This window comes from Rhodococcus parequi (genome assembly GCF_046042785.1).
GTDB lineage: Bacteria > Actinomycetota > Actinomycetes > Mycobacteriales > Mycobacteriaceae > Prescottella > Prescottella parequi.
Genome location: NZ_JBDLNV010000003.1, coordinates 245910 through 257724, shown reverse-complemented (window position 1 = coordinate 257724; position 11815 = coordinate 245910). Strand labels below are relative to the sequence as shown.

The 11815-nt window shown below is 68.5% G+C and carries 15 protein-coding genes; 6 read left to right on the top strand and 9 right to left on the bottom strand.

Going from position 1 to position 11815, the window contains the following annotated elements; genetic code table 11:
- Nucleotides 1-3: 3 nt before the first annotated feature.
- Both ABEU20_RS09480 and ABEU20_RS09475 read right to left on the bottom strand, forming a co-directional pair.
- The gene (locus ABEU20_RS09480; protein WP_420164165.1) at nucleotides 4-573 is read right to left on the bottom strand and encodes a mismatch-specific DNA-glycosylase; all 570 of its coding nucleotides are present in this window, start codon (nucleotides 571-573) and stop codon (nucleotides 4-6) included.
- Between the two features lie 40 nt (nucleotides 574-613).
- Nucleotides 614-1090, bottom strand: coding sequence for a VOC family protein (locus tag ABEU20_RS09475; RefSeq protein ID WP_420164164.1), 477 nt, complete (start codon nucleotides 1088-1090; stop codon nucleotides 614-616).
- 191 nt (nucleotides 1091-1281) lie between these two features.
- Between ABEU20_RS09475 and ABEU20_RS09470 the strand changes: the two genes are divergently transcribed.
- From ABEU20_RS09470 to ABEU20_RS09460, 3 genes are all read left to right on the top strand, one after another.
- A complete protein-coding gene (locus tag ABEU20_RS09470; RefSeq protein ID WP_420164163.1) occupies nucleotides 1282-2202 on the top strand; it encodes an SDR family oxidoreductase in 921 nt (306 codons plus the stop codon).
- Nucleotides 2203-2226: 24 nt separating this feature from the next.
- On the top strand, nucleotides 2227-2706 hold the full coding sequence (locus ABEU20_RS09465; RefSeq protein ID WP_420164162.1) for an SRPBCC family protein: 480 nt from the start codon (nucleotides 2227-2229) through the stop codon (nucleotides 2704-2706).
- 100 nt (nucleotides 2707-2806) lie between these two features.
- On the top strand, nucleotides 2807-2929 hold the full coding sequence (locus ABEU20_RS09460; RefSeq protein ID WP_258013417.1) for a hypothetical protein: 123 nt from the start codon (nucleotides 2807-2809) through the stop codon (nucleotides 2927-2929).
- A 71-nt stretch (nucleotides 2930-3000) separates the two neighbouring features.
- Here the strand turns inward: ABEU20_RS09460 and ABEU20_RS09455 are convergent, their stop codons facing one another.
- On the bottom strand, nucleotides 3001-4197 hold the full coding sequence (locus ABEU20_RS09455) for an RtcB family protein (protein WP_420164161.1): 1197 nt from the start codon (nucleotides 4195-4197) through the stop codon (nucleotides 3001-3003).
- Nucleotides 4198-4366: 169 nt separating this feature from the next.
- Between ABEU20_RS09455 and ABEU20_RS09450 the strand changes: the two genes are divergently transcribed.
- Together ABEU20_RS09450 and ABEU20_RS09445 are read left to right on the top strand one after the other, a co-directional pair.
- Nucleotides 4367-5257, top strand: coding sequence for a carboxymuconolactone decarboxylase family protein (locus ABEU20_RS09450; RefSeq protein WP_420164160.1), 891 nt, complete (start codon nucleotides 4367-4369; stop codon nucleotides 5255-5257).
- Between the two features lie 114 nt (nucleotides 5258-5371).
- Nucleotides 5372-5989 carry a hypothetical protein gene (locus ABEU20_RS09445; protein WP_420164159.1) on the top strand — a complete coding sequence of 206 codons (618 nt, stop codon included), beginning with the start codon at nucleotides 5372-5374 and terminating at the stop codon, nucleotides 5987-5989.
- 26 nt (nucleotides 5990-6015) lie between these two features.
- Here the strand turns inward: ABEU20_RS09445 and ABEU20_RS09440 are convergent, their stop codons facing one another.
- The 5 genes from ABEU20_RS09440 to ABEU20_RS09420 all read right to left on the bottom strand — a co-directional run bounded on the left by ABEU20_RS09440 (nucleotide 6016) and on the right by ABEU20_RS09420 (nucleotide 10242).
- A complete protein-coding gene (locus ABEU20_RS09440) occupies nucleotides 6016-6504 on the bottom strand; it encodes an FBP domain-containing protein (RefSeq protein ID WP_420164158.1) in 489 nt (162 codons plus the stop codon).
- Between the two features lie 87 nt (nucleotides 6505-6591).
- Entirely contained in the window at nucleotides 6592-7689 is a 1098-nt protein-coding gene (locus ABEU20_RS09435) for an LLM class flavin-dependent oxidoreductase (protein WP_420164157.1), read from the bottom strand.
- A complete protein-coding gene (locus ABEU20_RS09430) occupies nucleotides 7686-8420 on the bottom strand; it encodes an ABC transporter ATP-binding protein (protein WP_420164156.1) in 735 nt (244 codons plus the stop codon). The genes ABEU20_RS09435 and ABEU20_RS09430 overlap by 4 nt, the downstream gene beginning before the upstream one ends.
- Nucleotides 8393-9235: an ABC transporter permease gene (locus ABEU20_RS09425; RefSeq protein WP_420164155.1), complete on the bottom strand. Its 843-nt coding sequence runs from the start codon at nucleotides 9233-9235 to the stop codon at nucleotides 8393-8395. Before ABEU20_RS09425 ends, ABEU20_RS09430 begins: the two co-directional genes overlap by 28 nt.
- On the bottom strand, nucleotides 9232-10242 hold the full coding sequence (locus tag ABEU20_RS09420) for an ABC transporter substrate-binding protein (protein WP_420164154.1): 1011 nt from the start codon (nucleotides 10240-10242) through the stop codon (nucleotides 9232-9234). The genes ABEU20_RS09425 and ABEU20_RS09420 overlap by 4 nt, the downstream gene beginning before the upstream one ends.
- Before the next feature lie 374 nt (nucleotides 10243-10616).
- Here ABEU20_RS09420 and ABEU20_RS09415 point away from each other — a divergent pair, with 374 nt between their 5' ends.
- Complete coding sequence (locus ABEU20_RS09415) at nucleotides 10617-10886, top strand: GlsB/YeaQ/YmgE family stress response membrane protein (protein WP_420164153.1); 270 nt, start codon at nucleotides 10617-10619, stop codon at nucleotides 10884-10886.
- Nucleotides 10887-10896: 10 nt separating this feature from the next.
- On the opposite strand, the gene ABEU20_RS09410 is transcribed toward ABEU20_RS09415, so the two are convergent.
- On the bottom strand, nucleotides 10897-11739 hold the full coding sequence (locus ABEU20_RS09410) for a dimethylarginine dimethylaminohydrolase family protein (RefSeq protein WP_420164152.1): 843 nt from the start codon (nucleotides 11737-11739) through the stop codon (nucleotides 10897-10899).
- Nucleotides 11740-11815 lie beyond the last annotated feature (76 nt).

The window sequence follows — 11815 nt, the reverse complement described above, 5'->3', positions numbered from 1 at the left end:
CGGTCAGTCCGACACGACGCCCGCATCGACCGCGGCGGCCCGGTACGCCCGGGCAAGGGAGTCGACGGTGTCGTGGGCGTTGAGGCCGCTCGGGTTCGGCACCACCCACAGTGCCGTGCCTTCGAAGCCCTCGGGCTGACGTCCGGCCACCGCCTTCCGTACCCCGAACGCCGTCCGGTACGCGGTGATCCCGGCGACCGCAACCACCTGCGGTCGTACCCGGGCAACCGTCTCCCGCAGGCGGTCACCGCCCGCCCGCAGCTCGTCCGCGGTGAGTTCGTCGGCGCGCGCCGTCGCACGGTGGGCGATGTTCGTGATCCCGACGCCGCGAGCGACGAGCATCTCCCGGTCGCCGTCGGACATGCCGGCCGTGGGGTCGATCGGACGGTCGACGATGCCGGCCCGCAGCAACGCGGGGTAGAAGCGATTACCGGGCCGCGCGAAATGCGCGCCGGTGGCCGCCGTCCACAGGCCCGGGTTGATGCCCACGAACAGCAGGCGGCAGCCCGGGCCGATCAGATCCGGCACCTCGGCGTCGCGGAAGGCCTCGAGTTCGGCACGCGTGAATCCCATGACTGACAGCGAACCGCACCGACCGGGCACGACCAAACCGTCACTCGCTCTCGTACGCCTGACGGATGACGTCGATGTCGAGTTTGCGCATCTGCATCATCGCCTGTGTGGCGCGCTGCGCGCCCGCCGGATCCGGCCCGCCGATGTACGACGCGAGGGCCTCCGGGACGATCTGCCACGACACCCCCCAGCGATCCTTCAGCCAGCCGCACCGGCTCTCCTGGCCGCCGTCGGCCGTCAACCGGTTCCAGTACTCGTCGACCTCGGTCTGGTCGGCGCAACTCACCTGGAACGACACGGCCTCCGTGAACGGGAACTCCGGTCCCCCGTTGAGAGCGGTGAACTTCTGGCCGTTCAACTCGAACTCCACCGTCAACGCGAGCCCCTCCGGCCGGTGCATGCCGGGCCCGTACCGGGAGATGTCGAGAATCCGCGAATTCTCGAACAGCGAGACGTAGAAGGTCGCCGCCTCCTCGCCCTCGGTGTCGAACCACAGGCAGGGGGTGATCGTCTGCATGGTCGAGATCCTTCCGGTCGTCGTGTTCCGCATCGTGCTCTGTGGGATAGACCGCGACCGCGCAGAAAACTCATCGGCCGGCGGTCGCGAGCGTACGACGCCGCGGCGAGAACCGGCCGGACGTGGGCCGGTCCGGCGGTAGATTGGATCGGGAACGAGCCCGTGCATCGTCGATCGCCGAGGTGGTTCCCATGTATCAGGTTCCCGACATGACGGGCCGGTACGTCGTCGTCACCGGCGCCAACAGCGGCACCGGCAAGGAGGCCACCCGACGGTTGGCCGCGGCCGGCGCGCACGTCGTGATGGCGGTCCGCACCCCGGGCAAGGGTGAGTCGGCGTGCGCCGAGATCATGCACGAGAACCCCGACGCGCAGCTCGAGATCCGACGAATCGACCTCGCCGATCTCGGATCCGTCCGGGAGTTCGCCGCCGGCTTCCTCGACGACGGTCGACCGATCGACCTGCTCGTCAACAACGCGGGCGTGAGGTCACCGCCGCGCAGGTTCGAGACCGTGGACGGGTTCGAGTTGCAGTTCGGCAGCAACTTCCTGGGCCCGTTCGCCCTCACGAATCTGCTGCTGCCGCTGCTCCTGGACGCGCCCGCGTCGCGGGTCGCGACGATGACGAGCGGCACGGCGCACTACGGCCGGATCAACTTTCGCGACCTGCAGTCGCGTCACCGCTACAGTCCGCCCCTCAGCTACGCACAGTCCAAGCTCGCCGACATGCTGATGGCGCAGCATCTGGCTCGGGTGGCCGACCAACTCGGCTGGGATCTGCTCAGCACCTACGCACACCCCGGTTACACCCGCACCAATCTCCAGACGGCGGGGGCGAGCCTGGGCCGCGAGACACCCCGCCACGGCATGTTCTCGGGCAACGACCGCACGATGCTGCCGTCGCAGGACGTGCGCCACGGCGTGGAGCCGATCCTCTTCGCCGCCACCAGCCCCGAGGCCGCGCAGGGCGGCTACTACGGTCCCGGTGGCCGCATGGCACTCGTCGGTCCCACCCGGCGATACGATCCACCACGCAGCTCGCGCGGTGTGGATCTGGCACCCTCGCTCTGGGCGGTTGCCGAAAAGCTGACCGCCACAACGCTTCCGTTCTGAGCACACCCCACCGAGGGAGGATCGATGACCGACCCGGCAGCTACGGCGACCGTGACCACCACCGGCGACCGCGGAGTGCACATCGAACGCGTCGTCGCGGCACCACGCGACCGGGTGTGGTCGGCCTACACCGATCCGGAGTTGCTCGCCCAGTGGTGGGGACGCGGAAATCGGCTCGACATCGAGAAGTGGGAACTCGGGAGGGGCGGGCACTGGCGCTTCGTCGAGCACCATGAGGGCGGTGTCGCCGGATTCGAGGGGCGATTCCGGGAGGTGACGCCGGAAGACCGCATCGTCTGGTCGTTCGAGTGGGACGGCATGCCCACCCACGTCTCGGTCGAGACGATCGAGTTCGTCGACCTCGGCGACGGCCACACCAAGTTGGTGATGGACTCGATCTTCATGACCACCGAGGACCGGGACGGCATGCTGCAGTCCGGCATGGAGGCGGGGATGAATGCAAGCTTCGCGGCACTCGACACGTTGCTCGCCCGGCCCTCCTGATCCGTCCGGACCCGAATGCTGGACGTCCGTCCAGCTCTCTTTCCGGAAAACGCCGTGATCCGAGTCGACGCTCGGCTATATTTCGGTCGCATAACGACCCGTGTCGACCGGTCTCGCCCTCGAAAGGCCCACGATGAACCTCAACCTCGTCTCGCTGTTCCCGTTTCTGATCGGACCGATCGGCAACCTCCTGAACTTCGGCAGCACCCTCGACTTCAGCTGAACGCGACATTCGCGCACCGCACACGAACACCCCGGGACTCCTCCCGGGGTGTTCGTGCATCCGTTGCCGGCTCAGGTGCCCTTGACGTTGAGGATCTGGCGCAACCGGTACCGAACCTCGACGAGATCCCGCGCGTCGTGCATGACGACGTCGATGTCCTTGTAGGCGTCCGGGATCTCGTCGATCCACTCGGCGCCGTGCCGGTACTCGATCCCCGTCATCCGATCGGCGAGGTCCGTGACGGTGAACCGCTTGCGGGCCTGGGTGCGGGAGAACCTGCGGCCGGCGCCGTGCGGGGCCGAACACAGCCCGCGCGCATCTCCCTTACCGCGGACCACATACGACCGGGTGCCCATCGATCCGGGAATGACCGCGTCGACGCCCTCGTGCGCGTTCACCGCGCCCTTGCGGGTGAGCCAGACCGTCTCGCCGTAGTGCTCCTCCTGCTCGGTGTAGTTGTGGTGAGAGTTGATCCGCTCGGTCTCGACCACCGGGGCCCCGATCCACTCGCCGAGCACCTTGCTGAAACGGTCCATCATCTCGGCGCGGTTCAGCAGCGCGAACCGCTGCGCCCAGCGCAGTTCCCGGATGTAGTCCCAGAACTCGGGTGTGCCCTCCGCCAAGTAGGCGAGATCCTGGTTCGGCAGGTCGATGTGCCATGTGCGGCACAACCTCTGGGCGATCGCGATGTGCTTCTGTGCGATCTTGTTTCCCACGCCCCGGCTACCGGAGTGCAGGAACATCCACACCCGGTCCTGCTCGTCGAGACACAGCTCGACGAAGTGGTTGCCGCCGCCCAGCGAACCCAACTGCTCGCGCCACTTCGGGGAGTGCGACAGGTCGACTCCGTCGCGGGCGGCTCGCTCCTCGAGTTCGGCGATCCTGGGTTCCGCGAACCACTTTCCGAGGGACGCAGTGAGGTTGTAGTTGCCCGGCGACAACGGGATCGCGTGCTCGATCCGCAGCCGCAGCGCGTGCAGCGTCCGCCCCTCCCGTTCGGCGCGTTCGATATCGGCGTACGTGAACCGCGTTCGGGCCGCGATCATTCCGCATCCGATGTCGACGCCGACCGCTGCCGGGATCACCGCACCGCGGGTGGGGATCACCGTTCCCACTGCCGAGCCCTTGCCGACGTGCGCGTCCGGCATGAGCGCCACGTGCGGGTACACGAACGGCATGGAGGCGGTCTCTCGCGCCTGGGCGAGGGTCCCGTCGTCGATGTGGCTGGCGAAGTTCACGAGGTTGTGGCCGTGCTCGGTGGGGCTCACTGTCCTTCTCCGGTCATGGACCGGCGCACGGGGATCGCCCGTGTCGCCGTCCGATCAATTGTTGGATATTCCAACCGTAGAGCGATTTCGGGACAGGGCAAGCGAATTACGCTTCCGCAGCGTTCAATGGACCGCGACGGAGGACCCCACGCGAGGACGGTGACGGAGCATGACGGAACACGACGACTGGATGCGCCACAGCGGCGCATCGGCACTACGCCACTTCGCTCCCGGCGTGGCGTCGACCCTCGACGAACTCGTCGCGATCGCTCCTGCTCCTCTCGTCACCGCCGCCCGACGGGTGGGCGCGCAGACGCTGTCGCTCCCGGCGCTGCCGACACCCGAATCGGCCGCGGACACGCTCACCGGCGCGCCGCTGGAGTTCGCCGAGCAGTTCTGCGTGGACGTGTCGATGATCGACGACTCCCAGCGGGCCGCGCTGGCATCGGCGCTCGGCCCGGACACCGGCCGGTTCGTCCAAGTGCTCTACGTCGCCGACTGGGTGCCCCGGGCGCGGGCCGGCCTCGACGCGCTGTTCACCGCACCGCAACCGGCGTGGTCCGCCCCAGCCGAATGGGACACCACCGGCGAGCCGTGGCCGCTGATCCAGCGCACACTCGTCGAGGTCGCACGGGTGCGTGAACTCGACCCGGTGACCACCGAGGTGGTTCGCCTCTACCAGGCCCGGCAACACAACTGTCGCCTGTGCAAGTCGCTGCGCAACCGGACCGCGATGCTGGCCGGCGGCGGCGAGGACCTCTACGACGAGATCGACGACTTCCGGGCGAGCAGTCTCTCGGCCCGGCACAAGGCGGCGCTCGAGTTCACCGACGCGCTGGTCTGGCAGCCCGGACGTCTCGACCCGGAGGTCGTGGCCGACGTGCGCACGCACTTCTCCCCCGCCGAGGCAGTCGAATTGGTGATCGACATGATGCGCAACGCGTGCAACAAGATCGCTGTGTCGACGGGAACGGACGGGGCGAACGTCGCCGACGGCATCGAGGTCTACGACGTCAACCCCGACGGCAGCGTCGATTTCGGGCTGGCACTCCCCCGCTGACGGACCTCGTGCTCGGAAGGCCATTGCCAGGTCCCGACCACGGGAGGAAGGTGAAGTGAGGAACGGGACCGGCGGTGCCGACCGAGGCACCGCCTCGAGCAGAGGAAGTCGATCGTGTACGCACGTTCTACAACCATCCAGGCGCATCCCTCGTTCATCGACGCCGGAATCAGACACATCCGGGACACCGTGATGCCGGCTCTCGCCGACATCGAGGGCAGCGAGGGACTGTCCCTCCTGGTCGACCGCGACTCCGGGCGCTGCATCGCCACCAGTTCGTGGAGGGACGAAGAAACTCTGCGTGCGAGCGAAGCGCCCGCCATACACCTTCGGGATCAGGCCACCGCGGTCTTCCACGGCACGGTCCACGTCGAGCGGTGGGACATCGAGGTCCTGCACCGCGACCACGCGTCGCAGCCCGGCGCCTGCGTCCGCGTGACCTGGTTCAAGGTCGATCCCGGGACGATGACGCATGCCGTCGACGTCTACAAGCTGCACTTGCCCGCGATGGAGGACACCGACGGATTCTGCAGCGCGAGCCTGATGGTCGATCATGCAGCGGGTCTGGCGGTGTCCTCGGTGACCATCGACACCGCCGAGCAGATGCGGGCCGGTCGCGAGCACGCCGAGTCGATCCGGGCCGCGGCACTCCGCGAGACCGGCGCCGAATTGCTGGAGGTACGCGAGTTCGAACTCGCGATCGCGCACCTGCACGTACCCGAGATGGTCTGACCGTCGACCCACCGACGGCCGCGGGTTCAGGCGTACAGGCGGTCGACGAAAGCGTCGATGTTGTCTCGGACGCGCGCGGTCTTCTCCTCCGGTGTGAGGTCCTCGCGGTACCGGCTACCGAGCGTGGGCTTCTTCCGGCCACGGGCGTAGAGCGGGCAGGCCAAGTCGATGCACATGTAGATGCCGACCGAGTTTCCTGCACGGCCCGACTCGCCGACCTTGTTCGCCGTCATGAGCGCGATGCCGCCGCGGGTGTGGGTGGTGAGGCAGATCGCGCACATCTGGGACTTGCCGGACCCGTTGGGTTCGAACCGCATGGAGATTCCCACCGGGCCGTCCGCCCGGGGGACGACCAGATAGCCGCGCCCCGGGAACGACGGGTCGGTCCAGCCCAGGAAGTCGAGTTCCTCCCACGGCCGATCGTCCAGGTCACGCGGCGCGGGCAGGCGCTTGGCGTCCCCCTTGGAACAGTTGACGAACGACGCCCTCAGGTCGCGTTCGGTGATCGGATCCATGGCGGGCCGGCTCCTTCGATCGTTCGGGCGGCTGACTGCCGCCACGATACGACCGGCCCCGGCATCGGACAAACGGTTTTCCGGGCGTCAGGCGGCGTGCAGCAGCCCCCGCCGGGACAGGATCGGTCGCACCCCCTCCGCGAACCAGTACGCCTCCTCGATGTGCGGCTGACCCGAGAGGACGAAGTGCTCGACGCCCACGGCGGCATACTCCTGGATCAGCGACGCGACCTCCTCGTGGCTGCCGACGAGCGCGGTCCCGGCACCGCCGCGGACCAGGCCGAAGCCCGCCCACAGTCCCGGGTACACCTCGAGATTCCGCAGGTCCGCGCTGAGCCCGAGCTGGCGCCGCTGCCCCTCGGACTCGCTCTGCGCCAGCCGAGTCCGGGCCAGTTCGATCTGGGCGGGACTGATCCGGCCGACGAGCTTGTCGGCCTCGGCCCACGCCTCCTCGGACGTGTCCCGGGCGATCACGTGTGCCCGGATGCCGAAGCTCAGTGTCCGCCCGTGGGCGGCGGCGCGGCGCCGGACGTCGTCGATGAGTGCTCCCACCTTGGCCGGCGGCTCGGTCCAGGTGAGGTACGTGTCGACGTGCTTTGCCGCGACATCGAGCGCCGGCTCGCTGGCGCCGCCGAAGAAGATCCCCGGCGCCGGAGACGGCGTCGGGAAGGCCGCCGCGCCCTCGACCGTGTAGTACTTGCCGGAGAAGTCGTACGGCGTGCCGCTCCAGGCTCCGCGGACGATGTCGAGGAATTCGCCAGTGCGCTCGTACCGCTCCTCCTTGGAGTGGAAGTCGCCGAACCTGCGTTGCTCCTCCGCGTCGCCACCGGTGACGATGTTCAGCAGCAGACGTCCGCCCGACAGCTGTTGGAAGGCGGCCGCCTGCTGCGCCGCGAGTGTCGGGGTGATCAGTCCGGGCCGGAACGCGACGAGGAACTTCAGGCTCCGGGTTTCCCGGATGAGCGCCGCGGTCGTGATCCAGGCGTCGGGGCACCACGAGCCGGTCGGCGTGAGCACTGCCTCGAACCCGAGTTGTTCGGCGGTCTTCGCCACGAGCGTCAGGTAGTCGAGCGACGCGGGTCGGAACTCGGATGCACGGCCGGACGCCTCCCGAGGTTCGAGCGCGCCGATCACCTCCCGTCCGTCACCGTTGGTGGGCAGGTACCAGTGGAAGTGCAGGGTCATGCCGAAATCCCTTCGAGAACACCGAGATGAGCGAGAACTTGTGTGCGCAGGGCGACGACCCCCGGGTCGGCGCGCTGCCGGGGACGCGGGGCCGTGACGGCGACGTCGTGGGCGATCCGGCCGTCGTCGAGGACGAGCACGCGGTCGGCGAGCAGCACCGCCTCCTCCACGTCGTGGGTGACCAGCAGGACCGCGAAGCCGTGCCGGCGCCACAGCCGGATCAACAACTCGTAGGCCGTGATCCGCGTGAGCGCGTCGAGCGCCCCGAACGGCTCGTCGAGGAGCAACAGGTCCGGCTCGCGGACCAGCGCGCGGGCGAGGGACACCCGCTGCGCCTCGCCACCGGACAGGGTGAGCGGCCACGCGTCGACGCGGTGCCCGAGGTTCACCTCGCCGAGGGCCTCGATCGCCCGCCGCTTGCCGTCGCCGTCGGGCAGGCCGAGGGACACGTTGCGGTGCACCCGCTTCCACGGCAGCAGGCGTGGTTCCTGGAATGCGACGGCCACCGAACCGTCGACGTCGATGCGGCCCTCGTGCCCGCGATCGAGTCCGGCGACGGTGCGCAGCAGCGTCGACTTGCCCGATCCGCTGCGTCCGACGAGTGCGACGATCTCGCCGGAGTGCAGCGTCAGGTCGATGCCGTCGAGCACCACGTCGGATCCGAACACCCGGCGCACGCCCCGGGCGGCGACGACGGCGTCGCTCACGCGCCCTGGTACGTCTTGCGCCATGTCAGCAGCCTTCCCTCGAGGGCCCGCACGATCGCGTCGGTCGCGAGACCGAGGAATGCGTAGACGAGCAGACCGAAGATGACGATGTCGATGCGGAAATAGATGCGGGCGTTGTTGATCAGGTAGCCGAGGCCCGCGTCGGCGTTGATCTGTTCGGCGACGATGAGCGCGAGCCAGGCGACGCCGAGGGACATCCTCAGCCCGGTCAGCGCCTGCGGCAGCGCACCGGGCAGGATGACATGGAGAGCGAGCTGGAACTTGTTCAGCCCCAACGTCTCCGCCGCCTCGATCAGCTTGCCGTCGATGCTGCGAATGCCGGCGAACAGGTTGAGGTAGAGCGGGAACATCACGCCGAGCGCCACGAGGAACACCTTGGGCTGCTCACCGATCCCGAACCAGATGATGAACAGCGGGATCAGCCCGAGGAACGGGACCGTCCGCAGCATCTGGATCGGCGGGTCGATCGCGAGTTCCACGATCCTGGAGAATCCGGCCAGCACCCCCAACAGCACCGCGACGACGATTCCCAGGACCGCACCGAGCAGCACCCGCTGGACCGACACCGCCAGCGCGTCCTGCAGGCTGCCGTCCGACCACAGTTCCGCGGCCGCCGAGATCACCTGCGCGGGCGAGGCGAGTGTCTTGTCCGAGACGAGGCCGGCGCTGCTCAGCAGCTGCCACAGGACGAGCAGTACCAGCGGGGAGATCAGGCGCAGCAGCGGCGTCCACGAGCGCCCCGATTGTTGTGCTTGTTCCGGTGCGGCGGCGTCCGTCGCCGCGGCCTCCGCCAGGCCTTTCGGCAGCACGGCGGTCATTTCGCACCCGCCTGGATCTGCTGATTGAATCGGTCGTCGAACCAGTCACCGGCGACCGGCGCCTGCTTCAGCAGTCCCGCGGCGGCGAACAGGTCGATCAGCTTCTGCTGCTTCGCGATGCGCTGGTCGTCGATCGGAACGTACGACCCCTTGGACGTGTCGAACGATGCCGCGGCGACGTCCTCGGGCAACTTGGTCAGCTTCGCGAAGATCGGCACCCACGCCTCGGGATGGTCGTCCGCCCACGCCTGGGCCCGGGTCAGGCGCCCGAAGAAGTCGGCGAGTGCCGCCGACTTCGCCGGATCCGCGAGTGCGTCCGATGCGGCCGAGAAGTACGACTGCCCGGTGGTGACCTCACTGCCGTCCGCGATGATCTTGGCGCCCGCGGTGTTCTTGCCGATCGTCGAGTAGGGGTTCCACACCGCCCACGCGTCGACCTGCCCGGCGTTGAAGGCGCTCAGGGCGTCGGCCGGACCGAGGAACTGGAACTGGAAGTCCGACACCGGCAGCTTGGCCTGCTCGAGCAGACCCAACACGAGCCCGTGTGAGCTCGACCCCTGGGTGACCGCGATCTTCTTGCCCTTCAGGTCCGCGATCGACGACGCTGACGAGTTCGAGGGCACCAACAGGAAGTCGTTGGCCCCCGTCCGCGCCTGTACCGCCACGATTCGGCCCGAGTTGCCGTTCGCCTGCGCGAACACCGGGGGCACGTCGCCCGTGCCGCCGGCATCGATCTTGTTGGCGCCCAGGGCCTCCAGGAGCGGCGGACCGGCCTCGAAGGTGGACCACTCGATCTTGTAGTCCAGCCCGTCGAGTGCGCCTGCGGCCTCCAGCAGCGACTGGGTGCTCTTGACCTGGTCGCCGATACGCAGCGTGACATCGGCCTGCGAGTTGCCCGCCGAGTCCGACGCTTCGGACGCATTGGAACTGCTGCAGGCCCCGACCGTCAGGGCGGCGACGGCCGTCAGAGCGGCGAGGACGAAACGTGTTCGCGTCGAACGACGCATGGAAACCTCCGATGGATACGTGAGGAGTGCACGAGGAACCCGGCCCGAATCGGGACGACCGGCGGGTGCGGAGAATCGGCCTGGCGTGGATGCGCGACCGGTGGAATCAACAGGAACGCGGACAGGGCGCACACACGCGGCAGGCCGAGAAGGCGTGCCGGCGGGCCAGGGTGTCGACGCTGCCGTGAGTCATGCCGAGAATCCTGAGAGCACCCCGGCCGACCGTCAACAGACGGGGGCGGGACCGCACCGTCGTTCGGTCGGTTGTGCAGGGAGTTCAAGAGTTTCGATCATCCGACGCCGATCCGCCTCGATCCCGTTGGAAAAGCGGCATATCCGGGACAGACAGGCGCGCGAACTGCCATACTCCGGCCATGCTGATCATCGGGATCATCCTGTTCGGATTGCTCGTCGGTGCCGTCGCCCAGTTGATCGTGGGCAAATCCAAGTCGGGCATCGACTGGGGACTGGCCTGCGCCGCGGGTGTCGGCGGATCGTTCGTCGGCGGTCTGGTCATCAGCCTGTTCGCCGGTGACGGCCTCGCGCTCCGGCCGAGTGGGATCATCGGCTCCCTCGCCGGCGCGATCATCGTGACCGCCGTGTGGTCCTGGTGGAAGTCGCGGGACGTGGCCGAGGTCGGCTGACCTCCACCGGTCACTCGCGACGCAGCACCTGCGTGGTGCAGCGGAAGGCGCCGCCGAAGCTACGGGTCACGGCGAAATCGACATACTCGACCGTGACGCCGTGGTGGGCGATCCGGTCGCCGATATGCCGGAATTCCGGGTCGGTCACATAGACCTCGGGGCTGATCGGCAGTCCGTTCGTCCCCAGATGCATGCCGTCTCGCTCGGTGATCTCGATCAGCGTCCAGTCCCGCAGCCGTTCCGGGAGGCCGTCGGGCAGGGCCGCGGGACAGACGACCGCGAGCCCTTCCCGAATGAGGCCGACCGCGCAGTCGAGGTGCAGGAAGTTCGGCGCCAGAGGCACCTCCTCGACGGTGTACCCCAGGGGCCCGAGCAGTTTGCGCAGCCACCGGATCCCGAGTTCGTCGGACGCCAGCCCCGAATTCCCGACATAGACATGATCCTCGTGCACGAGCACGTCACCGCCCTCGAGGAACGGCCCCGCGCCCGCTCCGGCCGCGGCGCTGCTCGGCACGCCGGGCTGCGGCAGCGCGACGTACGAGCAGCGGCCGTCGAGCACCCTGTCGGTCAGGATCTCGCGACTCGCCAGCACCTCGAGACGCCGGTGCGGCAGCCGCAGAGACCCCTCGATCACGACGTCGCCGACGGTGAACCACGGGTCCCGGACGAAGAAGTCGGCATATCCGTTCGAGCCGGCGGCGCGCTTCTCCGTATCGTTCAGCAGCCTCGGGCGCAGCACCTCGATGCCGTACCGCGTGAAGAGGGCGCACAACTCGTCGCGCTCGGCCTCCCACCGGCGTTGACGCTCCGGAAAGGCATCCGCATGGTCGCGTCCGAGCATCGTCGCGAGCATGTCCCGGTCCTCCGGAGCCAGAAAGGCGGTGCTGCTCTCCGACAGCGTCTCCGGCGCCCCGAATTGAGACCGCGAT